Source organism: Acinetobacter sp. YH12251 (assembly GCF_013417465.1).
In the GTDB taxonomy this organism is placed as follows: domain Bacteria; phylum Pseudomonadota; class Gammaproteobacteria; order Pseudomonadales; family Moraxellaceae; genus Acinetobacter; species Acinetobacter amyesii.
The window spans coordinates 76,425-102,803 of record NZ_VPDZ01000001.1 but is presented as its reverse complement, the minus strand read 5'-3'; the positions used below and the strand labels follow the sequence as shown (position 1 = coordinate 102,803).

The 26,379-nt window shown below is 40.7% G+C and carries 27 protein-coding genes, 5 tRNA genes, 1 other RNA gene and 1 riboswitch; of the genes, 19 read left to right on the top strand and 14 right to left on the bottom strand.

Annotated features, from left to right (window positions below):
• Positions 1 to 65 precede the first annotated feature (65 nt).
• Positions 66 to 683, top strand: coding sequence for a CatB-related O-acetyltransferase (locus FTV27_RS00530; RefSeq protein WP_180076748.1), 618 nt, complete (start codon positions 66 to 68; stop codon positions 681 to 683).
• Here FTV27_RS00530 and FTV27_RS00525 read toward each other — a convergent pair.
• Positions 663 to 2,072, bottom strand: a complete 1,410-nt coding sequence (locus FTV27_RS00525) for a P-loop NTPase fold protein (protein ID WP_373687135.1) — start codon at positions 2,070 to 2,072, stop codon at positions 663 to 665. The genes FTV27_RS00530 and FTV27_RS00525 overlap by 21 nt on opposite strands.
• A gap of 161 nt (positions 2,073 to 2,233) precedes the next feature.
• Here FTV27_RS00525 and FTV27_RS00520 point away from each other — a divergent pair, with 161 nt between their 5' ends.
• Complete coding sequence (locus FTV27_RS00520; RefSeq protein ID WP_180076746.1) at positions 2,234 to 2,812, top strand: hypothetical protein; 579 nt, start codon at positions 2,234 to 2,236, stop codon at positions 2,810 to 2,812.
• Between the two features lie 80 nt (positions 2,813 to 2,892).
• Here FTV27_RS00520 and FTV27_RS00515 read toward each other — a convergent pair.
• From FTV27_RS00515 to coaD, 4 genes are all read right to left on the bottom strand, one after another.
• Positions 2,893 to 2,969: transfer RNA gene (locus FTV27_RS00515), tRNA-Met, on the bottom strand.
• A gap of 73 nt (positions 2,970 to 3,042) precedes the next feature.
• Positions 3,043 to 3,422: RNase P RNA component class A (gene rnpB, locus FTV27_RS00510), an RNA gene on the bottom strand.
• 26 nt (positions 3,423 to 3,448) lie between these two features.
• Entirely contained in the window at positions 3,449 to 3,712 is a 264-nt protein-coding gene (locus FTV27_RS00505; protein ID WP_180076745.1) for a YfhL family 4Fe-4S dicluster ferredoxin, read from the bottom strand.
• Position 3,713: 1 nt separating this feature from the next.
• Positions 3,714 to 4,205: a pantetheine-phosphate adenylyltransferase gene (gene coaD, locus FTV27_RS00500; protein WP_078191350.1), complete on the bottom strand. Its 492-nt coding sequence runs from the start codon at positions 4,203 to 4,205 to the stop codon at positions 3,714 to 3,716.
• A 137-nt stretch (positions 4,206 to 4,342) separates the two neighbouring features.
• On the opposite strand from coaD, the gene smpB reads away from it, so the two are divergent.
• Positions 4,343 to 4,816: an SsrA-binding protein SmpB gene (smpB, locus tag FTV27_RS00495; protein ID WP_078191351.1), complete on the top strand. Its 474-nt coding sequence runs from the start codon at positions 4,343 to 4,345 to the stop codon at positions 4,814 to 4,816.
• 53 nt (positions 4,817 to 4,869) lie between these two features.
• Here the strand turns inward: smpB and FTV27_RS00490 are convergent, their stop codons facing one another.
• The 4 genes from FTV27_RS00490 to rluD form a co-directional block, all read right to left on the bottom strand.
• Complete coding sequence (locus tag FTV27_RS00490; RefSeq protein ID WP_078192170.1) at positions 4,870 to 6,219, bottom strand: hypothetical protein; 1,350 nt, start codon at positions 6,217 to 6,219, stop codon at positions 4,870 to 4,872.
• A 229-nt stretch (positions 6,220 to 6,448) separates the two neighbouring features.
• On the bottom strand, positions 6,449 to 7,000 hold the full coding sequence (locus FTV27_RS00485) for a flavodoxin family protein (protein WP_180076744.1): 552 nt from the start codon (positions 6,998 to 7,000) through the stop codon (positions 6,449 to 6,451).
• Positions 7,001 to 7,040: 40 nt separating this feature from the next.
• Positions 7,041 to 7,781 (bottom strand): peptidoglycan editing factor PgeF, encoded by a 741-nt coding sequence (pgeF, locus tag FTV27_RS00480; protein ID WP_180076743.1) that lies wholly within the window; start codon positions 7,779 to 7,781, stop codon positions 7,041 to 7,043.
• Positions 7,782 to 7,825: 44 nt separating this feature from the next.
• Entirely contained in the window at positions 7,826 to 8,878 is a 1,053-nt protein-coding gene (gene rluD, locus FTV27_RS00475) for a 23S rRNA pseudouridine(1911/1915/1917) synthase RluD (protein WP_078192173.1), read from the bottom strand.
• Between the two features lie 71 nt (positions 8,879 to 8,949).
• Between rluD and FTV27_RS00470 the strand changes: the two genes are divergently transcribed.
• Together FTV27_RS00470 and FTV27_RS00465 are read left to right on the top strand one after the other, a co-directional pair.
• Positions 8,950 to 9,921, top strand: a complete 972-nt coding sequence (locus FTV27_RS00470; protein ID WP_180076742.1) for an outer membrane protein assembly factor BamD — start codon at positions 8,950 to 8,952, stop codon at positions 9,919 to 9,921.
• A gap of 233 nt (positions 9,922 to 10,154) precedes the next feature.
• Positions 10,155 to 12,083, top strand: a complete 1,929-nt coding sequence (locus FTV27_RS00465; protein ID WP_180076741.1) for a DNA primase — start codon at positions 10,155 to 10,157, stop codon at positions 12,081 to 12,083.
• Positions 12,084 to 12,138: 55 nt separating this feature from the next.
• Here FTV27_RS00465 and hemA read toward each other — a convergent pair whose 3' ends face one another.
• Positions 12,139 to 13,422 (bottom strand): glutamyl-tRNA reductase, encoded by a 1,284-nt coding sequence (gene hemA, locus FTV27_RS00460; RefSeq protein ID WP_180076740.1) that lies wholly within the window; start codon positions 13,420 to 13,422, stop codon positions 12,139 to 12,141.
• A 78-nt stretch (positions 13,423 to 13,500) separates the two neighbouring features.
• On the opposite strand from hemA, the gene FTV27_RS00455 reads away from it, so the two are divergent.
• The 11 genes from FTV27_RS00455 to panD all read left to right on the top strand — a co-directional run bounded on the left by FTV27_RS00455 (position 13,501) and on the right by panD (position 19,642).
• Positions 13,501 to 15,213, top strand: coding sequence for a hypothetical protein (locus FTV27_RS00455; protein ID WP_180023231.1), 1,713 nt, complete (start codon positions 13,501 to 13,503; stop codon positions 15,211 to 15,213).
• A gap of 9 nt (positions 15,214 to 15,222) precedes the next feature.
• The gene (lolB, locus tag FTV27_RS00450) at positions 15,223 to 15,801 is read left to right on the top strand and encodes a lipoprotein insertase outer membrane protein LolB (RefSeq protein WP_180021952.1); all 579 of its coding nucleotides are present in this window, start codon (positions 15,223 to 15,225) and stop codon (positions 15,799 to 15,801) included.
• Between the two features lie 28 nt (positions 15,802 to 15,829).
• Positions 15,830 to 16,669: a 4-(cytidine 5'-diphospho)-2-C-methyl-D-erythritol kinase gene (ispE, locus tag FTV27_RS00445; protein ID WP_180076761.1), complete on the top strand. Its 840-nt coding sequence runs from the start codon at positions 15,830 to 15,832 to the stop codon at positions 16,667 to 16,669.
• A 3-nt stretch (positions 16,670 to 16,672) separates the two neighbouring features.
• Positions 16,673 to 16,747 (top strand) — tRNA-Gln (locus FTV27_RS00440).
• Between the two features lie 38 nt (positions 16,748 to 16,785).
• Positions 16,786 to 16,860 (top strand) — tRNA-Gln (locus FTV27_RS00435).
• Between the two features lie 28 nt (positions 16,861 to 16,888).
• Positions 16,889 to 16,963 (top strand) — tRNA-Gln (locus FTV27_RS00430).
• Between the two features lie 91 nt (positions 16,964 to 17,054).
• Positions 17,055 to 17,129, top strand: a tRNA-Gln gene (locus FTV27_RS00425).
• Between the two features lie 37 nt (positions 17,130 to 17,166).
• Positions 17,167 to 18,120 (top strand): ribose-phosphate pyrophosphokinase, encoded by a 954-nt coding sequence (locus FTV27_RS00420; RefSeq protein WP_078191360.1) that lies wholly within the window; start codon positions 17,167 to 17,169, stop codon positions 18,118 to 18,120.
• 98 nt (positions 18,121 to 18,218) lie between these two features.
• Positions 18,219 to 18,515, top strand: coding sequence for a 50S ribosomal protein L25 (gene rplY, locus FTV27_RS00415; RefSeq protein WP_180007589.1), 297 nt, complete (start codon positions 18,219 to 18,221; stop codon positions 18,513 to 18,515).
• A 20-nt stretch (positions 18,516 to 18,535) separates the two neighbouring features.
• A complete protein-coding gene (gene pth / locus FTV27_RS00410) occupies positions 18,536 to 19,111 on the top strand; it encodes an aminoacyl-tRNA hydrolase (protein WP_168378106.1) in 576 nt (191 codons plus the stop codon).
• Positions 19,112 to 19,261: 150 nt separating this feature from the next.
• Positions 19,262 to 19,642: an aspartate 1-decarboxylase gene (gene panD, locus FTV27_RS00405; protein WP_078192181.1), complete on the top strand. Its 381-nt coding sequence runs from the start codon at positions 19,262 to 19,264 to the stop codon at positions 19,640 to 19,642.
• 131 nt (positions 19,643 to 19,773) lie between these two features.
• Here panD and FTV27_RS00400 read toward each other — a convergent pair whose 3' ends face one another.
• Both FTV27_RS00400 and FTV27_RS00395 read right to left on the bottom strand, forming a co-directional pair.
• On the bottom strand, positions 19,774 to 20,385 hold the full coding sequence (locus FTV27_RS00400) for a GDYXXLXY domain-containing protein (RefSeq protein ID WP_180076739.1): 612 nt from the start codon (positions 20,383 to 20,385) through the stop codon (positions 19,774 to 19,776).
• Positions 20,385 to 22,226, bottom strand: a complete 1,842-nt coding sequence (locus tag FTV27_RS00395; protein WP_180076738.1) for a DUF2157 domain-containing protein — start codon at positions 22,224 to 22,226, stop codon at positions 20,385 to 20,387. The genes FTV27_RS00400 and FTV27_RS00395 overlap by 1 nt, the downstream gene beginning before the upstream one ends.
• 170 nt (positions 22,227 to 22,396) lie before the next feature.
• Positions 22,397 to 22,550, top strand: a riboswitch (FMN riboswitch).
• A gap of 103 nt (positions 22,551 to 22,653) precedes the next feature.
• Here FTV27_RS00395 and ribB point away from each other — a divergent pair.
• On the top strand, positions 22,654 to 23,313 hold the full coding sequence (ribB, locus tag FTV27_RS00390) for a 3,4-dihydroxy-2-butanone-4-phosphate synthase (RefSeq protein ID WP_180076737.1): 660 nt from the start codon (positions 22,654 to 22,656) through the stop codon (positions 23,311 to 23,313).
• A gap of 88 nt (positions 23,314 to 23,401) precedes the next feature.
• On the opposite strand, the gene FTV27_RS00385 is transcribed toward ribB, so the two are convergent.
• Both FTV27_RS00385 and FTV27_RS00380 read right to left on the bottom strand, forming a co-directional pair.
• Complete coding sequence (locus FTV27_RS00385; RefSeq protein ID WP_180076736.1) at positions 23,402 to 24,013, bottom strand: LysE family translocator; 612 nt, start codon at positions 24,011 to 24,013, stop codon at positions 23,402 to 23,404.
• A 63-nt stretch (positions 24,014 to 24,076) separates the two neighbouring features.
• Positions 24,077 to 24,565, bottom strand: a complete 489-nt coding sequence (locus FTV27_RS00380) for a DUF1289 domain-containing protein (RefSeq protein WP_168378110.1) — start codon at positions 24,563 to 24,565, stop codon at positions 24,077 to 24,079.
• 188 nt (positions 24,566 to 24,753) lie between these two features.
• Here FTV27_RS00380 and FTV27_RS00375 point away from each other — a divergent pair, with 188 nt between their 5' ends.
• Both FTV27_RS00375 and FTV27_RS00370 read left to right on the top strand, forming a co-directional pair.
• Complete coding sequence (locus FTV27_RS00375; protein ID WP_111885306.1) at positions 24,754 to 25,686, top strand: rhodanese-related sulfurtransferase; 933 nt, start codon at positions 24,754 to 24,756, stop codon at positions 25,684 to 25,686.
• Between the two features lie 194 nt (positions 25,687 to 25,880).
• Positions 25,881 to 26,177 carry a hypothetical protein gene (locus FTV27_RS00370; protein WP_180076735.1) on the top strand — a complete coding sequence of 99 codons (297 nt, stop codon included), beginning with the start codon at positions 25,881 to 25,883 and terminating at the stop codon, positions 26,175 to 26,177.
• Positions 26,178 to 26,379 lie beyond the last annotated feature (202 nt).

Sequence of the window (26,379 nt, the reverse complement as noted above, 5' to 3'; positions counted from 1 at the left end):
TGTGGTCGACATTTATAGTGAGTCAGCTAGAATAGTCACGCGAATCATTATTGCTATTAAACCTTATGTCTGAAAAATTGATTAATTCACCTGTCAATCATTGGTGTGAGTTTGAGTTCATTTCTAAAACAGTGAAGAACCCTAATATTCACATCAAAGGTAATTATTCATATTATTCTGCATATTGGGATCAGGGTTTTGAGCGCTGTGTGGTGCGTTATTTGCACGACAAACCTGCGACCCCAGAGAAGCCGATAGACCAGCTACATATCGGTAATTTTGTCTGCTTTGGCGCAGAATGCGTGATTATGATGGGCGGTAACCAACTCCACCGCACGGATTGGATTTCAGCCTTTCCGTTTGATACACGGAGTTTTGTCCCTGCGGGTGACACAATCATTGGTGATGGCTGCTGGATCGGCTCACGTGCGATGATTATGCAAGGTGTGACTCTTGGTGAAGGTGCTGTGGTGGCTACAGGCGCGGTGGTGACTAAAGATGTGCCACCTTATGCAGTTGTCGGCGGCGTGCCTGCTCAAATTATTAAATATCGTTTCCCTCTGGAAGATATCAAAAAACTGCTTTCCCTTAAGCTCTATGACTTAGATGAAAAGCAGTTTTTAAAGATGCGGGAACAGTTGCAGACGGATGATATTGAAAAATTATTCCTGTACTTCAAATAACCCTGTTTTAATGTATTGTTTCCAAATATCTTTGAAATTCTTTATATTTATTTTTGTACCAACACAATATTGATTTAAAATCCGACTCATAGCACTCTCTTTTTGTCCTTGTTGACCTTGAGTTTTATAATTATTTTCTAAAGATTCAATTGCATCATATATTTCACAGATTAAAGAATTTTTGATATTTGTGTGTTCCACAATCTTTTGATTAATAAAATAGCTTTTTGTCATATACATATTATCCGTACCTTCAAAACAATTATATAAATTATGAATTTGCTTTGTAAGATATGGATAGGTCAATTCAAATAAATCATCAAAAATAAATCCACATAAAATTAAATTTAACTTTGGATTATCAGTCCTTAAAAGTGCGTATTGGTTAATTTTTTTTATCAACTCCCTAGAATTATATTGTTTAGTAATTTGAAAATTCATAATCCAAAAATACAACTCGGAATCACCTTCCTTCGTTGAAATTTCACCAACTCTAAATAGTTGATCTTTTATTATTTTTTTATGTGATACAGAATTATCTAAATTTGGAAATTTAATTGTGAAATCCAAAAACTTCTCAAGATAATCTCCATTCATCTCTGAATCATAGCCATAGTATGATTTGACTGATTGTAATAGTTGAGGCTTATTCATTACCAAAACAAAAAAAATTTTTGGAATATCAAAAAAGTGCTTAATTCTTTCAATTAGACGAATTGCAAAATCAGGACGACATCGATCCAATTCATCAATAATAAAAACTAAAGGTTTATCTAATTTTCCAGCTAATACAGCAAGTTCTTTCTTAAAGTCATGAATTGTTTGTTTCTCAACCTGATGATTCTCAATTTTCTTTTCGATTTTCTCCTTAACTTTTGCAGCTATTTCCTCACTTGCTGTGTCATACAACTCTTTTCCTTCTTCATATACCTCTTTAAATGCTTCTCCAGCTCCACCCAAGCCAATCAAATGCATCCCAGCTTTAGCTGCAATCATTGGTATAACAGCTGCCAACGATATTAAAACTGAAGCAGTCTTAGCATTAAAATCTTTAATTTCATTATCATCAATTTCTTTTGATTCTTTAAAAGTTTGACTTATTTCAGCGGCAATCGTTAAAAAAGGATCTTCCAAATAATCATTTGCAAACGCATCCAAATAAACAACATTATGTTCAGTATCCGTCAAATGCTTTGCCCAATGGCGAACAAACCATGTTTTACCTTCACCCCAACGCGCATCCAAAGCAAGAACAGCTCCACAATTTAAGCGGTCAACATAATTGGTGAGTTGTTCACCTAAACGGCGGCGATGCCAAAGATCACCCTCCCATGCAGTTTCAATATTCTCAAAACTATCTTTAGACAAGTTTAATTGGTTATTCATCATTTCTATTTATATTCATCAAGTTAACTATGTATCGAGTATAGCAGTAGCGCTATAAATTAACATTTAACCCATGAGCATCTCGTAACTTGTCATAGCCTTTTCCCCAAATAAAGACTATAAAGAACTCACAAAATAAAAAAAACCACTTTTCAGGATGAATGATGACGAGAACCACTCAATTCTCAGGCATATTTATACTTGCCCTGCTGGCAGCAGTCGTCGCAACTTTTTGCGATGCGATTCATGTCTATACCCAAACGCTTAGTTATCCCCACCCATTATTTTTCCATCAGGCTTGGTGGGTATTCCCTGGCTTTTTTATTGCCTTTGCTTTCATGGCATATAGCTATATTCAACTTACACAACTATTTAAACACTATGTGATGACCCAGCTCAGTTGCCATCATGACGGCACTGCGCCCCTCGTCGAGAGCTTAATTGTATTTGCCATAGTCTATATACTCAGCGGATTTGGCAATTTTCATCCCGAAGCACTTTGTTGGATTTTTTACATTAGCTTTTTTATTCGCTGGTTATTTAGCTATGAGCGTACATGGCTACTGATATTGGCCATCATGCTTGCTTTTGGTGGCATGTTCTTTGAAGGGCTATTGGCTGAGTTTACATTAGTCAAATATCGCCATGAAGATATTTACAATGTGCCGTATTGGCTCGGCGGCGTATATATGCATGGCGCATTTGCTATACGTGCGGGTATGCGTCGTTTTGTCTATCGATAATATTTAAGAAAAAAACTTTAGACTTTAAAATGTAGAGACAAAAAAAAGACCACTCAATTGGAGTGGTCTTTTTTTGAATATGGTGGCTATGACGAGACTTGAACTTGTGACCCCCGCATTATGAGTGCGGTGCTCTAACCAACTGAGCTACATAGCCTTAAACTGTGCGCGCATTATGGAGGGATATTTAAATATCGTCAAGCCCATAATGCGCGTATTTGATCAAAATTTGTTGAAGTGAACCGATAAGCCGGGTTCTGTCGAGGACGATCATTCCTCTAGGCGTACAATCACTCATACGCTCAAGCGACCTACCCGGATCCAGCATGGGCCATGCCTAAAGGATCCCTATTTGGTCTTGCTTCCGGTGGGGTTTACCATGCCATGAACTGTTACCAGTCATGCGGTGCGCTCTTACCGCACCCTTTCACCCTTACCTCCGATTTCGATTGCTCGATACCATAATGAAGGCGGTCTGCTCTCTGCTGCACTTTCCGTCGGCTCACACCGCCCAGGCGTTACCTGGCACCTTGCCCTATGAAGCCCGGACTTTCCTCCCCTGCTTTAGTCACGGAGACCTATACACAGCAGCGATCGTCTGGTTCACTTCGGGGCGCATTCTAACAAATCTGACAACTAATTGCTTGATGTTTTTTGAGCAATTAGTTTTTCGTACTTCTGTTGAAGCTGTTCCTGAGTTTCAGGATGAGCCGGATCCAATGGAATACAATCCACCGGACAGAACAACTGACACTGCGGTTTATCGTGATGCCCAACGCATTCCGTACACAAATCAGGGTTAATCTCATAAATGAGCTCCCCCATGAAAATCGCCTCATTGGGGCATACAGGTTCACAAACATCGCAGTTGATGCATTCATCAGTGATATATAAAGACACTCTACCAACCTTGCTGTTGTTTACGCTTAAAGGCTTCCACAACAGCTTGTGGTACAAACTGAGTGACATCACCATTTAAACGTGCAATTTCACGCACGAGCGTAGATGAAATAAACGAATATTGCTCTGATGGGGTTAAGAACACGGCTTCAAATTTACTGTCCAAACGGCGATTCATATTTGCCAATTGAAATTCATATTCAAAATCTGAAACTGCACGTAAACCACGTAATACGGCTGTTGCTTTTTGCTCGTTAAAGAAATTGACCAACAGCCCATCAAAACCTACAAACTCAACATTTGACAAATGACTTAAAGACTCTTGCGCTAGTGCAACACGTTCTTCCAGACTAAACACAGGGTTTTTGTGATGTCCAATTGCAATTGCCACGACAACTTCGTCAAACATGCGTGATGCACGTGTCACTAAGTCGATATGACCATTAGTAATTGGATCGAATGTGCCCGGATAAATTACACGAGTTTTAGACATCCAGTTGTACTCTGTTATTTTGTAGATGGGTATTTTAACAAAATCTTGATTTATAGGTGAAGTCAGCTTGTAAATTTAAAAACTTCATCTTATTCAAAGTTCGGGTACAATAGTGCTAAGTTTGGAAGTTTTTGATTATGACGAAAGCAGTAGTTAAAAAAAATAGTAGCAGTACGATTGCCCTAAATAAGCGTGCGCGTCACGATTATTTCATTGAAGAAAAATTTGAAGCGGGTCTTTCATTACAAGGCTGGGAAGTCAAATCAATGCGTGCGGGTCGTATGACTATCGTAGAGAGCTATATTACGTTTAAAAATGGTGAAGCATTTTTATTCGGCGCTCAAGTGCAACCTTTACTGAGTGCTTCGACACATGTAGTGCCTGAAGCAACACGTACTCGTAAATTATTGCTGAACCGCCGTGAAATTGAAAAACTACAAGGTGCAATTAACCAAAAAGGCTATTCATGTGTGCCTTTGGCATGTTACTGGAAAGGTCCTCATGCCAAACTTGAAATTGCCCTAGTAAAAGGTAAACAGCTTCACGACAAGCGTGCAACGGAAAAAGACCGTGATTGGCAGCGCGATAAAGCCCGTATTTTTCATAAATAAGTTCAATAAAAAAACCTCCATCTTGGAGGTTTTTTTATTTTTAAATTGCAGATTTAGCAGAATTTCAACCCACCAAAACAGTTGGTCCGAACTTCCTGATTTCCCAAGACCTGATTTTTTAAAGTTAAATTGGCCGCACCTGCATTACTGAGGTTAATTGAACCGACATTTTTATAAATCGGTAAACCAAATGCTGCACCGACAGCAGAACCTAAGGGAATATAAATCGGTTCATTGGTTAAAATTTGCGATACTTTTTGTGCAACTTGAGGCAAGACGCCTGAAATATCCACTTCAGATGTTGGATTTAATTTGCCAATATTGATCGGGTCTTTAAATGACATCCACCAACCTGTACGTGCAATATCATCTGCATTGGCATCTGGCCAACTAATATCTTGAGATTGAAGCGATAAATAACCGGCTGTGCCATTTAATGGAATGTTATGAATCATATTTAAGGCTTGCTCAAAGGTAATGTTCATTTTCAAACCATCAATTGATGAGCCAGAATCCATAAAGAACTGCGCCCCTTCTACCCATAACAAATTACGGTCAAGTTTGACCTGTAAACTACCACTATCACGGTTGAGTTGAATCGATGGCACTGTCGCACTGATATTTTTGGCAACGGCTTGAGTTTGTCGTTTTCCGTTGATGGTAATTTCAGGGACGGTAAATGGCACATTCATTGAAGGAATTTTTAAACCCTTACTATTTTCAGGTTGACTTACAAAGCTACGATCATTGTTCCAAATCGTATTAATCACCAAGTTCCCCGATAAAGTCTCACTGCTGCTATCCCCAAAGATCGCGGCTTGGGTCTTTGCTGTCCCTGTAGTCGGTGCAATTTTCATATAACCGCTCAGTGACTTAATCCCATCTGTCGGCGCACCCGTGTTTTGAATACCAGTGGTCAATAAACCTGTAATTGATTCAGCACTGACACGGAAGCCTTTAACTTCGCGTAAAGCGGCTTGTTTTGGGTTTTTAATTGCAAATTCAATAAACGGATTTTTCAGTTCGGCACTTGTTGACGCTCGATCACCATTAAAGACGGGATTACCGTTGGCATCAGTTGAAGTAGCATTACCACTCAACGCCAGATGACGAATATCAATATCACAGCCATTTGACCCATTTACCCCACCACAGCCGAGTTGCAAACTTTTGACATTGACGTTCAGATCCATCACGGCATCTAAACTGAGTTTGTAGAAACCAATATTTTCATCGACCATTTGTTGGTTGACCAAAATAGGATCGGTATAGGACATATTCATCAATGCAGCACCATTGATGGCAGACAATTCTTCATCTGCTAATCCCACCAATCCTTCTGCTGCAAAAACAACGTCAGAAACACATAAGGTCAATGCCATTGCGACTATTGTTTTTTTCACGATTATTTAATCCTTTTTAATATTCGTCACTCATCCCGAGTGAAATTTATGAGAAGATTAAATCAATAGCGTTGGCGTAAATGAATGGCAATTTGTGACACGCATCACAACTCAATTATACAAAATGCCAATTTTCACGAATTTTAGGCCAATAAAAACCCCAGTAACATTTCCATCACTAGGGTTTTCAAAGATTTATAAATGATAGTTCAAACGATTTATTTACAAATTAATTAACTTTATTTAACAACAGTCCCAGATATTCACCAAACCAAATAGCAGTTTCTAAATCACCCGCAGGTGGCGTGACTTCAACAGGCGCATTATCCGATTGTGTCATTAAACCTAAAAAGCTCGACATCCGATTTAAATCTGTTGTGCTTCGTCCAGTTGGCATCAATGGAAGACCGCTCCACAGCATGCCGTGCTGCATGGCGAATAAATTGATTTGCTGCAATACTGCTAATTTATCTCCACTTAAGCCGCCACCATTGGTAAAACCAGCGGCTAACTTGCCTTGCCATGTCCGTGCTAACCAACGTTTAGATGATTGCTCCATGAATAATTTCATTGCCGCACTCATACTGCCCATATAGGTTGGGCATCCAAAAACGATGGCATCTGCACTGTCCAATTCATCCCAATCCACATGCTCTACATTGATGAGATGGACTTTTACACCGGCTTTTTCTGCACCTTGTACAATGAAATTCGCCACTTTGGCAGTGTGCCCATAGGGGCTGTGGTAAACAACAGCAAGAGATTTAGCAGTCAAAGACATAACATTTAAAAGTCGATAGATTCAGTCAAGTTTAGCATTTTCAAAGCATAAAGACGAATGTTGCCATACGTCCTGTTTTCGCTTCTCGGCGATAAGAAAAATATTCATCAGCTTGTAAAAAGGTACATTGGTCGCCACCGGTTACAGCTTTAACCCCATGTAATGCAAGAATATAACGCGCTATCGCATAAAGATCAGCATAATATTTGCCTTCCCTTACACCAGCTTTAAATGCACTTTCAAGTTCTGGGTATTTAGAACAAAAGGCAGCTTTGACTTCTGCGCCAATTTCAAAACTCTCTTGGCAAATGGCTGCCCCCAACCACGCCCATGTTGGCTGAGTGTGCATGGCTGCAATGGTGTTTTCCACAATACCGTTGGCCAAGCCCTTCCAACCTGCATGCAGATTGGCAACTTCAGTCCCATCAGCATTACCCAAAACCACGGGTAAGCAGTCTGCGGTCATCATCATCAGGGCATGATGTTTAGACTGCGTGACCATACCATCGCCTTGGGGTGCAACAAAGTTGATCTGTTCATCAATGCGATGGCATAGCGTACTGTGCGTTTGGTTCATCCAGCTGATTTTATTCACGCCATATTCAGCAAAGTCGTTCAACAACTGCATTCGGTGCTTTTGCACACGTGCTGCATCATCACCTACATGCAATGCCAGATTAAATCCTGCCAGCTCAGGTTGTTCAGCGGGTTGCGTCTGATCATGATGAACTCGAGATTGTCCCACAAAAACACCCTGTGGAAGTCCCTGAACAAATTGCATGTTGCCGTCCTTTTCTATCTATGGCGTGTAAATCAGGTTAAAACTTAATACGCTTTGTTTTCGCTACGTAATACTTCAACCAATTGATTAAAGTCTTCAGGCCATGGTGCTTCAAACATCATGTCTTCACCTGTACGTGGATGAACGAGACCCAATTTAACCGCATGTAAAGCCTGACGTTTAAAGCCACGTAAAGTGTCATCTAATAACACCGACGCGCCTGCAGGCATACGTACACGTGGTACATACACTTGATCGCCTACAAGACCATGACCGATATAAGTAAAATGCACACGAATTTGATGGGTACGACCCGTTTCTAAACGTGCTTGAACGCGGGTAAAGTTTTGGAAACGTTCTTTCACATTGTAGTGAGTCACCGCATCTTTACCGCCCGGCAAGACTGCCATTTTAATGCGATCGACAGGATGACGTTTAATTGGTTCATCGACTGTACCGCCAGCAATAATGTTGCCATATACGATCAAATCGTAAATACGGTAAACCGATTTCTTCGCCAATTGCTTACTTAAAGAAAATTGGGATTCGAGGTTTTTCGCCACAACCAACAGACCTGAAGTGTCTTTATCAATACGATGCACCAAACCTGCACGGGTCAACTCTGAAGATTTTGGGTAGTGATGCAAAATTGCATTCACCAATGTGCCTGTGCTATTTCCAGCGCCCGGATGAACAACCATACCGACAGGTTTATTAATCACCATAATATCGTCATCTTCATAGACAATATTGAGTGGAATATCTTCAGGTAAGCTACGGGTTTGTGCTTCTAACTCGACGTCTAAAGTCAGTAACTCTGTGCCTTCGCATTTGTACTTTGGTTTCACAGTGTTACCATTGACCAACAAATGGCCCTCTTTGAGCCACTGTTTTAGCTTTTCACGAGAAAAATCAGTCCAAACCAGTGCTGAAACCTGATCAATACGTTGTCCTAAATAGCTTTCATCCAATTGAAATTGCAACGATAAACGTGTTGCAGTTGAGTCTGAAGTATGGTTATCTGCATCCTCAGAATCTTCAAGTAAATTGAAATCAGTTTCAGGGAAATTAGAATTGGAAGATTGTGCTTGACTCATTTGCTCATTCAGACAAAAGTGGTTTAATAGTTCAATTGTAGCTCATTGCCCGTATTAACAGAGGAATTTTTATGTCGCTACCAAAATATAAAATAACAATGCTTGCTCTAACAATAGGCATTGCATCGGCAATGGTAGGCTGTAGCAGTAATCCAAAGAAAGAAGTGGTCGACACAGGTCCACAATCAAGCGAACAGATTTATATCGAAAAAGCACAAAAAGCGCTTGAACGTAACCAATATACAGATGCAGCAAAACACCTTGAAGCTCTAGAGACCTACTACCCTACAGGTAACTATGCGCAGCAAGCACAACTTGAACTATTGTATGTAAAGTTTCAGCAAAAAGACTATGAAGGTGCGATTGCACTTGCAGACCGTTTTATTCGTATGAACCCACAACATCCGCAAGTTGATTATGCGTATTACGTGCGTGGTGTTTCAAACATGGAGCAAAACTACAATGGTTTGCTTCGCTATACTTCTTTAAAGCAATCGCATCGTGATGTGAGCTATCTCAAAGTGGCTTATCAAAACTTTGTCGACTTTATCCGTCGCTATCCATCGAGCGAATATGCAGTCGATGCCGCACAACGTATGAAGTTCATCAGTCAAGAATTGGCTGAAAGCGAAATGAATGCGGCGCGTTTTAATGTGAAGCGTAAAGCATGGTTAGCTGCTGTTGAACGTTCACTTTGGGTGATCGAACATTATCCGCAAGCACCGCAAGTTCCAGAAGCTCTAGCGACTGTAGCCTATGGTTACGACAAACTTGGTGATAAAACCACGTCTCAGCAATACATTGAAGTACTTAAACTGAACTATCCAAAACTTGTGAAGTCAGACGGTACGGTCAATATGCGTGCTGCACGTAGTGAAGGCAGCTTCCTTAACCGTGCAACTTTGGGTATTTTCGGTAAAGAAGCACAGACGATGTCTGAGCAAACCTCTACAGACGCGGTTGAAACTGATGAAGAAAAACGCAGTTTAACCAATCGTTTAAGCTTTGGCTTATTGGATCGTCCTCATAGCGAAAAAAACTGAGTCGTCAGAATCAGCTGAATAATATAGTCGCAACGAAGGTCGATTTTTCACAAAGGGCAAGTTAGAATACTTGCCCTTTTATCTTTTCAGGATCTACAGATTCGGTTAGATTAAAAGGTATACAATAGTTCGATGGACGATGCTGTACTGCATCCCCACTGAACTTACAGCATTGCTGATTTCAACATATTTCACGAACTGCCCAAATTCAATAGATAGACAGATAAAACAGCATGGCCATTCCTCAACATACAATTGATCAAATTTTAGATCGCACCGATATTGTCGATGTGATTGGTCAATTTGTGAAATTGAAAAAGACTGGACGCACCTACTCAGGATGCTGCCCATTCCATCAGGAAAAATCGCCATCTTTCCATGTCTATCGTGATAAACAATATTTTCACTGCTTTGGTTGTCAGGCCAATGGTAATGCCATCCGTTTTTTAATGGATATTGGTAGCCGTAACTTCATCGAAGTGATGAAGGATTTATCAAGCCAAACGGGTATTGAGCTACCGAAAGACAATAACGATTCCAATAAACTCAAATATAAACGCGAATCTAAACCAAAACCTGTACAAAAACCTGCAATCGAAGCAAAAGCTCTGCCGCCCAAAACAGGCGAAACCGATACAAATCCTGCTGCAGTAAATTTCGAACACGACCCATTTGCTGAGTTTCAAAATAACGAAGATGCCTTTTATGGGAACGATCCCTTTGCTCACTTTGACCAAGTTACAAGTGGATTTGAAGATGTGCCGCAAGACGGAAACTTATATGACTTGCTGGAAAATGTCGCACAGTTTTATGAGCAACAACTTCCGCTCAGTCCAATTGGGCAAGCTTATTTTAAACAACGGGGTCTTAGTGCAGACACCATCGCCTATTGGCGCTTAGGCTATGCCCCTGAAGATTGGCAACATTTAGAAAAAGCCTTTCCACAAGATATCGAAGGACTCAAACTTCTCGGTTTGATTCGCACCAGTGATAGTGGTCGTGACTTTGACCTACTGCGTGAGCGGGTGATTTTCCCGATTCGAGATGCGAAAGGTCGTGTGGTCGGTTTTGGTGGTCGCGCCCTAAATGATGAAATCAAACCGAAGTACATCAACTCCCCAGACTCTGAAGTTTTCCATAAAAACCAGTTACTTTATGGTTTATATGAAGGCCGTAAACAAAAAGCCCAAGATTGGTTAATGGTCGAAGGTTATATGGATGTGATTGCCCTACAGCAATATGGCATTCATGGCGCTGTAGCGACTTTAGGGACAGCCAGTAATACTGAACATTTAAACATTTTATTTAAGCAAAATAGCCGTATTACCATTGCATTTGATGGAGATGCCGCAGGTCAAAAAGCAGCTCGACGTACGCTCGAAATTGCACTGCCATTACTGAATGATGGACGTGAACTTAAATTCTTTGTATTGCCGAATGACCATGACCCAGATTCACTGATCCGTCGTGAAGGTATTGAAAATTTTCGACGGTTACTGCACACCTCACCGCTTCTTTCTGAATTTGTTTTTGCACATTTAACGCAAAATCATGATGTCAGTTCACCTGAAGGTAAAAGTCAGGTGATGGGTGAACTCAGACAGCTCACTGAACTGTTGCCGAAAGGTGGTTCATATCGTTATTTGCTACAACAATATTTCCGTGAAAAATTAGGGTTTAGCCGAAAGTGGCAGCCTCAAGTCAATAATGATGCATCATTGAGCTTTAGTACAAAAATTGATGCTGAAGAATATGTGATTGCGATTTTAATCAATCATCCTTATCTTTACATTCATTTTGAGCCTTTACGTGCCTTAGTGTCACAAGATCTCTTGCTTTATCATGTGTTAAATATTTTCAATGTGATTTTTGATGAATTGCCTGATGACCCAGAGTTATCGACCTATTATGTACTCGGTGCATGTGCAGCTCATCATCATGAATTACAACATATTTTAGAGCATGCCAATATCAGTGACTATACGTCATCACCTGAACAGGCAGATAAACTTGCAGCAGATTTATCGACAAAATTGCAATATCAATTCTTACAACTCAAGATCAAGTCGAATAAGTTTTCTAGCCTTGCTGAAATGCGTAATTTAAAACAACGTATTTATGATATTGATAAAAAAAGATCGCTCACACTCCTTGAAGATTAAGTTTTAACTTCAAGTTCAAGCTGTGAACAATATACTATTCAATGAATCAGCTTATTTATTTCTTTGGTTTACGGCGATTTTCAGCCACATTAACTAAATCTTGTTCTAACATTTCAAAATAAGCAGGGTCTTCCGCCATCGCCGCATTACGCAGCACAATAGAGGTTGGATGCAGCAGCTTTTGGGTTAAACGATGCGACATTTCTTGCATAATCTTCGCAGCATCTTCACCCTTTTGTAGACGATTCAGCGCCAAAGTCAGTTCTTCTTGACGTAATGACTCACCATGTTCACGGTATGCATGAATCGTCGAACCAGCCAAATTCACTTTTTGCTGTGTGATTAAATCTGTCGCAAGCTGATTGACCATCACTTCGGCTTCAACTGCCGCCTGACGACGCTGAGCCAAATTTTCTTCAATGACAGTTTGCAGGTCATCGACACCATATAAATAAACGCCATCTAGACTTTCAACTTTGGCTTCAATATCTCGTGGTACAGCCAAATCAACCAATAGCATTTGTTTATAACGACGTTTTTTCAGTGCTGCTTTGACATCCGCAAAATAAATCACTTGATGCAAGCTTCCGGTACAACTTGAAATTACATCTGCACGATGTAAATTGTCTGCCAAATCTGCAAAATCAATAATTTCAACTTCTACACGATGAGCAATCTCTTGCGATAAAGCTTCGGCACGGGCACGTGTACGGTTACAGATAATAATTCTGCCCACACCCATTTCGGCCAAATGCTTTGCAACCAAGCTATTCATTTCACCAGCAGCAACAATCATCACCGTCAATTTTTCAGGCTGACTAAAGACCTGTAAAGCGAGCTGAGCAACAGCATAGCCCATCGACACCGCATGACTTCCAACGGCTGTTTCAGAACGCACACGTTTTGCCGCATAAAAGGCATATTCAAAAATACGGTTTAAATTTGGGGAGACAGTTTCGGCATCTTTGGCTAAGGACAAAGCCGTTTTAACTTGACCTAAGATTTGAGGCTCACCAAGCATGAGCGAATCCAAGCCGCTAGCCACACGCATGAGGTGTGTCACCGCCTGTGCATTTTCATAACGATACACATGATTTGACAATTGCTTTACATCAATACCATTTGATTGGGCAAGCCAATTCAATACCATGTCTGCATTTTCAGACATCGCATAGACTTCAGTACGATTACATGTAGATACCACCACCATGTCATTGAGTTCAGGTGCATGGCTTTGCTGTTCAAGCAGCGCTGTTAACTTTTCAGGGTTAAATGCAATCTGTTCGCGCAGTTCTACAGAGGCGGTTTGATGGTTGACACCCAATGCAAAGAAAGACATATCAGATCATCATTTCGCTAAATTTATGCTATTGTGCATTATCGGCGTCATAAAAAGCATTACTTGGATCAAGAAAAATTGCGTCTAACAAATAGCCGACTGAACGGCCAGACAATAAAGCAGTATTCTACCACATTCTTACTTGTTGGTAGCATGGCTTCTACTGCCCCAATTCGGGCCGTGGGAGAAGTTTACCATGCAAATTCAGGATATGATGCAATTAAACAAAGTATGATTGCAGAATTTGCCTTAGCTTATAACGACATCCCAACCGCGCTTCATAATTACACCGTGCTTGCAATCAAAAGCAAATCCACCATGGTCAAACAGCGTGCTTTAAACGTTGCTATTGAGCAAAATGATTTACAAGCAGCCTTAGATATTGCTACACATTGGGTTGTGCAAGAACCTGAAGATGTACCAGCATTATTTTATTTATCACATATTGCTTTGAAAGCCCATGAATATGAGCTTGCCGCCGAAACACTTGATAAAATTTTAACCATTGACCCAAATGCAGATTTAGAACAAATTTTGGCGGGTATTTCCCCTGAATCAGAGGAAGATCGCGCTTATCTGATTCAAGCACTGACCGCTAGCAAGGAAAAAACCAACCCTTCTATTTTGGTCTTAGTCGCAGGTTTACAAGCTCAAAATGGTGCCTTTGCTGATGCCTTAGACACCATTAATTTAGCACTGAAAAAACGCCCGAAAGTGACTGGTTATATCTTAATGAAAGCCAATTTACTTATGTCGTTAGGTGATGAAGAAGAAACCTTAAAATGGTTCGAAAAATCCAGCCGTAAACACCGCAACAATATGGAAGTTCGCTTAGCAGAAGCAAAATATTTAATTAAAATCAATCAGTCAGAATTAGGTCTAGAAAAACTCGAAGATATTCTTAAAAAGTGGCCATCTGCTGAAGAACCGCTATTTATGGCAGGTTTGACCAGTATTGACTTAGAGCTTTATGAAAAAGCCGAAAAGTATTTGGTGGAGTTACGTTATTCGAGCAAATACCAAAATGAAGCGTATTACTATCTCGCAGTAAATGCTGAACGCAAACAGCATTATGAAACGGCAAAAGCCTATTATCGCCTTGTTGATGGCAGTCTTTATACAGTTTCACGGCGCAATATGATCAGCATTTTTAGCCAGCAAAATAAGCTGCATGATGCACTGCGCTTTTTAACCCAAGAGCGGGTTAATTATCCTCAACATGCCAGTTTCTTATATCTTGCTCAGGCAGATATTTTAAAACGCATGAACAATAAAAAAGCAGCAGTCCGTTTGCTTGATGAAGCGGTAAGAAACTTGCCCGAAGATCCTGAGCTCATTTATGCCGAAGTTCTACTGCTCGACGCCCATCAAGATAAAGATAGACTCGACCAATTACTAAAACAATTACTTGAAATTGAACCCAATAGCCCGACCTATTTAAATGCATATGCCTATACCTTGGCGGTACAAAATAGACGCTTAGATGAAGCCCGAAAATACGTCGAACATGCCTTAGAATATGCTCCTGAGCAAGCCTCAATTTTAGATACGTTCGGTTATATTTGTTATTTGCAAAATGATTTTAGTACATCTGCATCTGTTTTGGCCAAAGCGTATGAACTGAGTAATAGTTTAAAAATTGGCATTCGCTATGCACGATCAGTCTTCATGCAAGGTGATATGAATAAATTTGACGCGTTGTTACAACAACTCCAACAAAAACATCCGAATGATCCGCAATTAGAGCAACTACATTCGTTATTGTTACCCCAACCCATGAAAAAGAGTTAGAAAGACTTTATGCAAATATCTTCAAAATTTGGGGTATCTGCCCTGACCTGCTGCGCTTTATTTTTTACCGGTTGTCAGCAATATGTTAAAACACCCGATCAACCCAGCCCTGAAGAAGTCGCTGCAAATCAATTCAACTTACAAGGTAAGATTGGTGTGCGCACGCCACAACAGTCAGGAAGTGCTTTTTTTACTTGGGTTCAAGACCGCAATGAATATGATATCGAACTGAGTGGCATATTAGGTGTTGGAAAAACTCAAATCAGCGGTAAACCCGGTCAAGTTCAACTCAATAGTGCAAAAACCGGTTTGATTGAAGCAGCAACACCAGAAGAATTACTCGAACGTGCTACCGGTTGGCAAGCTCCCATTACCCACCTCATCGACTGGGTACAGGCGCGCCCTGCAACCACACAAGCAAAAATTCAACGCGATACTGCGCAGCGTCCACAACAGATTATTGAAGATGGTTGGACGGTTGACCTGAGTTATAATGAAACTGCAACGGTACCGAACAAGTTAATTTTAAAACAAGCACTTGAATCCGGTCAGGAAAACCGTATTACAATGGTGATTCAAAATCGTTAATTTGCCTAAAAGCTGAGCTATGACTTCTGTGATTCGTGTACCTTCTCCTGCAAAACTCAATTTGTTTTTGCACATTACTGGCCGACGTCCGAATGGATATCACGAATTACAAACGATTTTTCAGCTCATCGATTTATCAGATTGGATGGAATTTCACCCACTTGCAAATTCTGCTGATGAAAATTTTATTCAAATTGAGGGCTTAAACAGCGTTAATCTAGAGCAAAATTTAATTTATCGTGCTGCTCAAATACTCAAACCGTTTGCTAAAGCACTGACTGCACAAAAAATCCACATTGAAAAAAATATTCCGATGGGTGCAGGGCTCGGCGGTGGTTCATCCAATGCAGCCACCACCCTAATCGTGCTTAATCAACTATGGAAATGCGGTCTAAATACCGAACAACTTGCAGAACTAGGCTTACAACTTGGGGCAGATGTTCCCGTGTTTGTACATGGTCTAAATGCATGGGCAGAAGGTATCGGTGAACACTTAACATTCATAGATTTAGCTCAAAAACAGTACATTGTGTTAAAACCTGACTGTTTTATCAGCACTCAACTGCTTTTTTCACAAAAAACGTTGACAAGAGACTCAAAGCCCACTAAATTTTGCGGCTATCAGGAAACGCCATCTGATTTTGGAAATAACTTTGAGCCTGTGGCACGAAGCTTATATTCCGAAGTCGATGAAGCAATGCGGTACTTAGATCAGTTCGGTACAGCAAAGCTTACAGGTACAGGTGCTTGTGTATTTACTGAAGTGACTGAAAATATGAATATTGATGACATATTGAAAAATGCACCATGTAAATCTTACTTGGTTCGCAGTTTGCAAGAATCACCATTACGTCATTTTGAAGTTTGATATAGGGGCGTCGCCAAGTGGTAAGGCACCGGGTTTTGATCTCGGCATCCGTTGGTTCGAATCCAGCCGCCCCTGCCATCATTTTTCACCTGTAGATGTAATTGCTGTAAAGTATTAGGGGCGTCGCCAAGTGGTAAGGCACCGGGTTTTGATCTCGGCATCCGTTGGTTCGAATCCAGCCGCCCCTGCCATTTACTTTATTTGCTATTTCATCAATTTAGGGGCGTCGCCAAGTGGTAAGGCACCGGGTTTTGATCTCGGCATCCGTTGGTTCGAATCCAGCCGCCCCTGCCATTTACTTCAAAAAAGACAGAGCATAATTTGCAGTATCTTTGTTGTTTCAACTTGACAAAATACTGTAAAAATATTAAAGTTCTGCCGCATTAGGGGCGTCGCCAAGTGGTAAGGCACCGGGTTTTGATCTCGGCATCCGTTGGTTCGAATCCAGCCGCCCCTGCCATCTAATTCTCCAATTTGCCAACCGCCAAGGGTGCTTCATGCCCAATCTTGTCGTTTTTAGTGGATCTGCACATCCACAATTCGCCCAAAAAGTCGTTAGCCACCTTCACATCCCTCTAGGTGCTGCATCTGTAGGTCAATTTTCTGACGGTGAAATCGCTGTCGAAATTACTGAAAATGTTCGTGGTAAAGACGTATTCATCGTACAACCAACTTGTGCTCCAACTAACGATAACCTTATGGAAATCTTAGTTATGGCTGATGCTTTGCGTCGAGCAAGTGCTGGTCGTATCACTGCTGTCATTCCTTATTTTGGTTATGCTCGTCAAGACCGTCGTCCACGTTCAAGCCGTGTGCCAATTACAGCAAAAGTTGTTGCAGATATGCTCACAACTGTTGGTATTGACCGCGTTGTCATGATCGACCTTCATGCTGACCAAATCCAAGGTTTCTTCGATATTCCTGTAGACAACATCTACGGTACTCCTGCACTTTTAGCAGATCTTCGTCAACAGTCACACGACAACTTAATGGTTGTTTCTCCTGACGTTGGTGGTGTAGTACGTGCGCGTGCTGTAGCTAAGCAAATGGGTGATATCGATCTTGCGATCATCGACAAACGCCGTCAAAAAGCGAATGAATCTCAAGTAATGCACTTGATCGGTGACGTTAAAGGCCGTGACTGTGTCATCGTTGATGATATGGTGGATACAGCAGGTACATTGTGTAAAGCTGCTGACGCACTAAAAACTTTTGGTGCTCGCAAAGTTGTTGCTTACGCAACTCACCCTGTACTTTCTGGTAAAGCTTTAGAAAACTTGAAAAACTCTGTGATTGACGAATTGGTTGTAACAGACACTATTCCGCTTTCAGAAGAAGCTCAAGCTCTTGGTAAGATTCGCCAAGTTTCAGTTGCAAGTATGGTTGCTGAAACAATTCGTCGTATTAACAACGAAGAATCTATTAGCGCAATGTTTGATTCTTATCTATAATATAGCGCTAAATTTAAAAGCCCTGCCTTTTGGTGGGGCTTTCTATCACTAGACTGGTCGAAGGTCTAGTCAATTAAACTTAAATAGGAATGTCTATCATGGCAAACTTCGTATTAAATGCAGTAGCACGTGAAGAAGCAGTACAAGGGAAAGGTTCGAGCCGCCGCCTTCGTCTTCAAAATAAAGTACCAGCAATCATCTACGGTGGTGCAGCTGAACCTGTAGCAGTTACTTTGGAACTTCGCGAACTTGTTAAAGCTTTAGAAAACAACGCATTCTTTGAAGAAGTTGTTGAAATCAACATCGACGGTAAAACTGAAAGCGTTAAAATCCAAGCTTTACAACGTCACCCAGCTAAAAACACTCCTATGCACGCTGACTTCAAACGCGCATAAGTGTTAAATGGTGTAAATGAGTGAGTAAACTTTCACTGATTGTTGGTTTGGGTAACCCAGGTTCTGAGTATGCCCAAACCCGCCATAATGCAGGCTTCTGGTTCGTAGAACGCCTTGCAGAACAATATGGCATCCAACTCAAAGCTGATCCTAAATATAAAGGCATCAGTGGTCGTGGTAATATCGAAGGTCAAGACGTTCGTCTGCTGTTACCTACAACCTTTATGAACCTCTCTGGTCAAAGTGTTGTTCCCTTCGCTAAATTCTATCAAATTGCTCCTGAAGCAATGCTTATCGCACACGATGAACTTGATATGAACCCTGGTGTCATTCGCCTGAAAACTGGCGGTGGTCATGGTGGTCATAATGGTTTACGCGATATCGTCCCGCATATTGGTCCAAATTTCCATCGTTTACGTATTGGTATTGGTCATCCTGGTTCTAAAGAACGTGTCTCAGGCCATGTCTTAGGTAAAGCACCAAGTAGTGAACAAGGCTTAATGGATGATGCTATTGCACATGCCTTATCACGTACTAAATTGTTGGTAAGTGGTGAGATTCAGCAAGCCATGAACCAGATCAACGCTTACAAATAGAACTGACAATTCCACAAATTGTTGAACAATACTTATTGCCATCTGAATGATTTCAGAGCAAAATGCGCTTGCATTTGACTGCTGACCCAGCATTCAAGAGATTGTTCCACCATAAGATACGATCTTAGGTCTACCAAGGAGACGCTAGCCATGCTATCTCGTTTATTAAAAGCTAAAATCCACCGTTGCGTCGTTACACAAGCAGAATTACATTATGAAGGTTCTTGTGCAATTGACGGTATTCTTCTAGATTTAGCCGGTATCCGTGAATATGAAGAAATTCATATGTGGAACGTGACTAATGGTAAGCGTTTTACCACTTATGCCATTCGTGGTGAAGAAGGTTCTGGCATTATCTCTGTAAATGGCGGTGCTGCTCACCAAGCAGATATTGGCGACTTGATGATTATCGCAACTTTTGGCGATTTCACAGAAGCTGAAGCAAATGCACATAAGCCACGTTTAGTCTATGCGAACCCAAACAACACTGTGAACCACACAGCGAACTGTATTCCAGTTCAAGTTGCTTAATTCAAGCATTTAAAGATTCTAAAAAGCCCGCAAAATTTGCGGGCTTTTTTATGGCTGAACTATGCATTATTGACTGCAAAAATTCAGTATTAGACGCAAATCACTACATACAACTCAACAGCTCAATTTATCTACCCTGCTCTCGGGCCCTTCCACCATGCTTGGTTTTGTTTACAATCAAAGGGCTGTAAATGCTCTCCGACCAAACCCACCAACAAAGGCTGACCATTTTCTTGCACCTTTAGCTCTGCATATTGCGCATCGCGATAGCACGACTCCAAGCCTTCAGCAAATAAAAAGCTTCTCGCAGCGGGATATAAACCCTCAAATCTATTGTCAGGATTTTTGAGCACCAGTTTTGTAGATGAGCTTCGATACTGCGCTAACAACTCTGGGTTGAAACTGGTTCGAATCACTCTACGCTGTGCATCAAGCTGCACATAACTCACAATACTTTTTTGATCGACAAAATAGTCACGGTGTAAATTTTCAGCATCGTTCACTTTGGCTGTCTGCCTATTGGCAGATTGCTCTTCAGAAGGCTGACCACCCAAATAGAGCTGATAATTCAAGGCCATATAATCCCCTTGAATCAAAGAGCGCGGATCAACAGGTTGCAACTTTACATAAATACTCTGACTGTTTGCCAAATGCCATTCATGACGTGCAATCATCAGTACAAATAAAAGAATACTGAGTACAGCCAAACCAATAGGAAGCATTTTTTTATTGAGTATGGTCATCACACATCTCCCCCTTGTTTATACTGTATCGTAGATAACATCTTGGTAATGCCAAGTAGCAAAAGGCCAGAAATCAAAATCGTTAAACTTTTCAATAAAAAACTCAGACCCAAATTGTAATACAGCATCCATAAGCTAAAAATGATCAACACGATGCTCAGGGCTTTAACCAAAGATTGCTGATAGACCTGCGCCCATGCCAATAAAACCAATAACAAGAAAATTCCAAAATAGCCCATCGCAATCAGCACAAGGCCCAATAGCAGTAACGGCCATTTTTCGCTCCCCGCCTGTTTTTTCTGATTTGCGATGTAAAGGCCAAGCCAAACCACAGGCAGCAGGTAACCGACAAACAGGTCAAGAACACCATTTTGGGTCTGTTCAAACTGTAGAATGTTATTTGACAACGTCTGCAACACCACACCCGCCAATACGATGCATAACATCCACAACACAATGCTTTTTCGATACATAGAGTGCAACCAAGCTGTTGCACTCCCGAGCAAGAAAATCAGTAGAATATAATTCAATCCAATCACAGCTAAGATGACATGTTCATTGCTCATAAAAAGATCGGCATCAAATAGTGTGGCCACTGCAAGGCCGTATCCTGCAATGAGTTGAATAAAAACAATAAACCAATGCATTCGACTAAACAAACAGAGCAATATAACGCCAATTTGCAACACTAAAATAAACGAAATGCTATTGGTTAAGCTCTCTGTATGAATGAAAACCGCAGATTGGCCACATACCCATAAGCAGTAAGCAAATTGGCGACTAAAGATACTTTTAGCTCGTCGAATCAACCACCAAGCCACAGCTACAAAAACTAAGCCCATGACGATCGAAAACGCCTTCCAATAGGTCAGCAATAAGCTCGATAAAATAATGCCTGCCAACCATGCCCCAATAGCTAAAGGAATAACCGCAAATTTAGTCTGTGGCAGAAATTTCATCAGTGCCCAACTGATCACCGCAAACCAAGCAAATATCAGCAATGCAAAAACCAACAATCCTGCACTCGAGTCAGATAAAATATGTTCTGCCCATTGGAAAATCAAAATACTGAAACTCGCGGCAAGACCCGCAGTTTGTAAACTGGTTTCTAATGCACGCTGTTGTCGATAAAAATAGATAATCAGATAAATTGGAAGCAACAAGGCAAAAATTAAATATTGCCATTGATACTGATCTACCCCATTTCCGCAGTATAAAAACATGCAATACATCGACATTAGTGTAATAAATGCAACAAATACAAAGCGCAGTGCAGCATAATATTTCAAACACAAGGTCACACATATTGCGGTCAATATATTCATGCAAAGTAAATACCACCATGAATGATCAACGATTAAATAGCTTTGTTTAAAATATAAAAATAATGCCAATTGACTGATCAAACACAGTAACGCAAAGACTCCGATATTCGGTCGATATAACCAAGGTAAAAGCAGCAAAGCCCAGACTAAAAATAACAGATAACTGTCTGCACCTGTTTGATAGACCTGCCCAATCACAGCCAAACTCAATCCAAGCAACAAACCGCTTAAAGTATCTAAACTTTGCTGAATCCAAGCATGCCTGGCAAAATATACACTCGTCACAGCACTCAGTAGCAACAGCAACTTTGGAATTGCCAATTGAATAAATTTTGGCAACATCAACCAGTTTGCCGCGATCAAATACACGAAACTGGCTGCTATCAGTGCAACACCGATCACTTGCAGATACCGAATGACCTGTACATCTTGGAACAGATCTGTTGAAAACTCTTGATCTAACTGTGAACAATGCAGCTTTATATTCTGCTGCTGAGAAGGCTGAGGAGCGGTCATTTTTTATCATTATGCAATCATGGTTGATTTATCGGCACGATAGCATGCTTTGACACACTTTATATAAATGCTTACAAATCCAATCTTATAAATTTACTTATCTAAAATTTTGCAAATGATTTTAAGCAATAATCCCCCATCATCACTCAAACAGGTCTATACTCAAGACACATCGCTTCAGGGCGGGGTGAAATTCCCCACCGGTGGTAAATTTGCTGGGTTGAAAGCCCTACAAAAAGCCCACGAGCCAATCGTTTAAACGCGATTCGCAGATCAGGTGCAATACCTGAGCCGACGGTATAGTCCGGATGAAAGAAGACGACGTCACATCTCTATATCATTGATCATTTTCAATATATATCGTAACGCCACTATTTCACATGTCCTGAAATGTTCAACCGTATCTAAAATTTACGCGAGCGTTTCAATGTCTAGTTTAATTCAACCCGAAATTTTCTTTTCTGCCCTTCCACCTGCAGAACAGCGCATGCTGCAAGCCTTAGAAGACATTCGTCATGGCAAGCCTGTTTTAGTCATGGACGATTTTGACCGTGAAAATGAAGCCGACCTGATTGTTGCTGCAGAAACACTGACTGTAGAAACCATGGCACGTATGATTCGTGACGGTTCAGGGATTGTCTGCCTGTGTTTAACCGATGCTCAAGCCAATCATTTAGAACTTCCACCCATGGTGTCTAATAACTCTAGCCATTTTAAAACTGCCTTTACTGTCACCATTGAAGCTGCGGAAGGTGTTACTACTGGCGTTTCAGCAAAAGACCGAACAACTACAGTCAAAGCCGCAATTAAAGATGGTGCTGTGGCTAGTGACTTAAACCGTCCGGGTCATGTTTTTCCTTTACGTGCGCGTGAAGGCGGCGTATTGACCCGTCGTGGACATACTGAAGGGACTATTGATTTGGCACGTCTGGCCGGTTTAAAACCCGCAGGTGTTTTGTGTGAATTAACCAACCCAGACGGCACAATGGCGAATGGCGTACAAGTTTTAGCGTATGCACAAACCCATCATTTGACTGTACTCACCATTGAAGAAATTGTGCAATATCGTTTACAGCACAATCTCTAGTGCGAATTAATTAAAGCTCTACACGTTCATAAAAAAGGCTGATTGAATCAGCCTTTTTTATTTTTTACTGCACATTTCAAGTTAAGAATTAAACCGTGAATATGCTATAGATCCCGTAGATGGCAACTACCACTAAAATCAACCCACACAGTGCCAACAATTTTTTATACCAGCGTGATTTCGACAATCGATGAAAAGACAAATACACCAAAGACAAGGTTGCGAAATCTAAAACAATCCAACTCAGGGTCAACACAATTAAACTCAGATTAAGATGAGGAGTAATTCCTACAAACTGCGGAAAAAATGACGCGAAGAAAATAATATCCTTAGGATTTGAAATCCCCACAATTAGTCCTTGCTTAAAACCCCCTTGTGCTGCTTTTAACTGCAGAGATTGTGCAGTGGGCTGTATAGTTACTTCTTTTAAAATATCAAAACCAATATAAGCAATATATAAACAACCCAGTATTTTGATGCCATCGAGCCAATGCGCATTAACATTTAAAATGCCTTTTAAAATACACACTGAAAGCACAATCAAAATCAGTGACGCACAATTTGTCCCCACAATGGTTTGAAATGCCTTTTTATATCCGCCTTGTAAACCTGAAGTTGCGACCAACAGCATGACAGGTCCAGGCGTTGCAATCATTACGATGACTGCCACACAATATAAAAAGTACTCCGAATAATTCACGCTGAGATTCTTTCACTTATTTTTTTTACATCACGATAAATTTCATAAATAAAAAAAGAGGACTTAGTCCTCTTCATCCATGTTTTGCAATAAATGCAAGCGAATGGCATCTGCTCTTAAAAATGCCAAATCATAGCTGGCTGTGGCGAGTGCTAAAACACGACGCTCAAATTCATCCCACAACGGTCGCACCTGTTTGTAATGTATCCCGAGTCCACTTTCATCTGTGAAATGACGGTTTTTTTCGCAGAGCTTGAGTGCGTGATACAGTTTACGGCCTTTGCTTGCATCTGGACGTAAGCGAACTCGCTTAGACAAGACAAAGCCTTCGACATGGATGATATCTGCTTGCGGCAACATCGGTATTAAAATTTGATCTAATTGTGCATCTAAACGACACCAAATGGCCGTGTGTTGCTCTGCTGTATAGGTATTCCATTTTATGACTTCATGGTTAAAGCGGCGGCAACCACGACAGACTGAATCACCAAATACCGTAGAACAACGCCCTGCACATGGGGTTAACGAGGCAATTCGACGATCAGTACTCAAAACTGGCTCCATTCAATCAATATTTATGGGATAAAAACAACTCGGCATGACTATACACGCTAAAACTACTGAAATGAAGCTATGATCAAATGTGTGGTTAAAAGCCATCGCTTTACTCGCTTATTCATCCAAATCACGGTAGAATGTGCGCCTTAATTTTTATCCTGTTTATTCATTTGGAGTACTCCATGAACGCTACTGTAGAACAGCTTGCACCTGTAGAACAGCAAGCGACCTCTGGTTGGGTTGTTGCCGCACTTTATCAATTCAAAGAAGTTCAAGATCCTGCCGATCTTCAACAACGTCTTTTAGACTTGGTAAAAACCATCAACCTTTGCGGTACTCTAATTGTGGCAGGTGAAGGTATTAACGGTACTGTTGCCGGTGACCGTAAATCTGTAGATATCATCCATCAATTCCTTCTCAATGAAGGCTTTAATGCGATGGAATACAAAGAATCGCATAGTACGGATAAACCATTCCGTAAAATGAAGATCAAACTGAAAAAAGAAATCGTGACTTTAGGTGTGGAAGTGAAACCACGTGATTTAGTCGGTCACTACCTTGATCCTAAAGAATGGAATGAACTAATTACACGTGATGACGTAATCCTAATTGATACACGTAACGACTATGAGTACAAAGCAGGTACATTTAAGGGTGCGATTGACCCGAAAACTGAGACTTTCCGTGAATTCCCTGAATACGTGAAAAAAGAGCTTGAGCAGCATAAAGATAAGAAAATTGCCATGTTCTGTACAGGCGGTATTCGCTGTGAAAAATCAACCTCACTTTTACTTCAAGAAGGCTTTAATGAGGTTTATCACCTTAAAGGCGGTATCTTAAAATATTTAGAAGAAACCCCTGTTGAAGAAAGCATGTGGGAAGGTGAATGTTTCGTATTTGACGGTCGTACTGCTGTCACTCACGGTATGGAAGAAGGCGAAAATATCAAATGTCACGCATGCGGTTGGCCACTGGCTCCTGCTGAAGTTGAACTTCCGAGTTACGAACACGGCGTATCATGCAAATACTGTATCGACAAAACTACTGAACAGCAAAAAGCAGGCTTCCGTATGCGTCAATCACAAATTGTGGCAGCAAAACGTAAGCGTCTCTAAGGAAAATTTGTTGTAACGATATATAAATAAAAGCCCTATTTTTAGGGCTTTTTTTACGCATTCTCAACAGTGACTTAATTTTTTTGACAAAATAACTATATCTGGTTATTTACGAGAATCAGTTCGCGCATTTATGCTTATTCTGATCAATTGATCCGAGAAAATCATTATAGATAATTGAAAAGGAAAGCATTATGCCAAAATTAATCAACTCTCCAATTGCAACCTCAAGGCGCCTTGCTTTACCCGCTCCCCGTGTAAAAGAAAGTGTAGGAGAATTAAAACACCTCCTTAACCAACAGTCGCATATTTTGATAGTCAGTATTGCTACATGCATTGGTGCAATTTTTGCCGTATTTATTGCTTATACATTGCACTTACAACCTACTATGCTCAATATTCTTGGACTTTGTGTGATTCCATTTGCTTTATCTCTAAGCTTACGCCAAGTCTATATTCACACACTGTTAAATATGGAACATGATGATTAATTTACGCACCTTACAACGTCACTTATTGCAACCTAGTCCTACGCTGTTCAGTATATAAAACGATTTTTAAAGCTGCTAAAGCTCCGAAATCTAAATAAAATCCAAACTGAACAGCGTACACTCAATACTATAAAAACTATGATCCAAGCCTTTCAATTATTCAGCCTTATATCATTCAGCATATCTTAATGCCATCACGCAT

Excerpts from the sequence above, each read along its gene's own strand:
- ribB (WP_180076737.1), top strand. The coding sequence starts at position 22,654 with ATGTCTAGTTTAATTCAACCCGAAATTTTCTTTTCTGCCCTTCCACCT.
- rplY (WP_180007589.1), top strand. The coding sequence starts at position 18,219 with ATGGCAAACTTCGTATTAAATGCAGTAGCACGTGAAGAAGCAGTACAA.
- FTV27_RS00420 (WP_078191360.1), top strand. The coding sequence starts at position 17,167 with ATGCCCAATCTTGTCGTTTTTAGTGGATCTGCACATCCACAATTCGCC.
- pgeF (WP_180076743.1), bottom strand. The coding sequence starts at position 7,781 with ATGCAATTTGTTCAGGGACTTCCACAGGGTGTTTTTGTGGGACAATCT.
- FTV27_RS00530 (WP_180076748.1), top strand. The coding sequence starts at position 66 with ATGTCTGAAAAATTGATTAATTCACCTGTCAATCATTGGTGTGAGTTT.
- FTV27_RS00395 (WP_180076738.1), bottom strand. The coding sequence starts at position 22,226 with ATGACCGCTCCTCAGCCTTCTCAGCAGCAGAATATAAAGCTGCATTGT.
- FTV27_RS00400 (WP_180076739.1), bottom strand. The coding sequence starts at position 20,385 with ATGACCATACTCAATAAAAAAATGCTTCCTATTGGTTTGGCTGTACTC.
- FTV27_RS00520 (WP_180076746.1), top strand. The coding sequence starts at position 2,234 with ATGACGAGAACCACTCAATTCTCAGGCATATTTATACTTGCCCTGCTG.
- coaD (WP_078191350.1), bottom strand. The coding sequence starts at position 4,205 with ATGTCTAAAACTCGTGTAATTTATCCGGGCACATTCGATCCAATTACT.
- rluD (WP_078192173.1), bottom strand. The coding sequence starts at position 8,878 with ATGAGTCAAGCACAATCTTCCAATTCTAATTTCCCTGAAACTGATTTC.
- FTV27_RS00485 (WP_180076744.1), bottom strand. The coding sequence starts at position 7,000 with ATGTCTTTGACTGCTAAATCTCTTGCTGTTGTTTACCACAGCCCCTAT.
- lolB (WP_180021952.1), top strand. The coding sequence starts at position 15,223 with ATGCAAATATCTTCAAAATTTGGGGTATCTGCCCTGACCTGCTGCGCT.
- FTV27_RS00370 (WP_180076735.1), top strand. The coding sequence starts at position 25,881 with ATGCCAAAATTAATCAACTCTCCAATTGCAACCTCAAGGCGCCTTGCT.
- FTV27_RS00465 (WP_180076741.1), top strand. The coding sequence starts at position 10,155 with ATGGCCATTCCTCAACATACAATTGATCAAATTTTAGATCGCACCGAT.
- panD (WP_078192181.1), top strand. The coding sequence starts at position 19,262 with ATGCTATCTCGTTTATTAAAAGCTAAAATCCACCGTTGCGTCGTTACA.
- FTV27_RS00470 (WP_180076742.1), top strand. The coding sequence starts at position 8,950 with ATGTCGCTACCAAAATATAAAATAACAATGCTTGCTCTAACAATAGGC.
- smpB (WP_078191351.1), top strand. The coding sequence starts at position 4,343 with ATGACGAAAGCAGTAGTTAAAAAAAATAGTAGCAGTACGATTGCCCTA.
- FTV27_RS00375 (WP_111885306.1), top strand. The coding sequence starts at position 24,754 with ATGAACGCTACTGTAGAACAGCTTGCACCTGTAGAACAGCAAGCGACC.
- FTV27_RS00525 (WP_373687135.1), bottom strand. The coding sequence starts at position 2,072 with ATGATGAATAACCAATTAAACTTGTCTAAAGATAGTTTTGAGAATATT.
- hemA (WP_180076740.1), bottom strand. The coding sequence starts at position 13,422 with ATGTCTTTCTTTGCATTGGGTGTCAACCATCAAACCGCCTCTGTAGAA.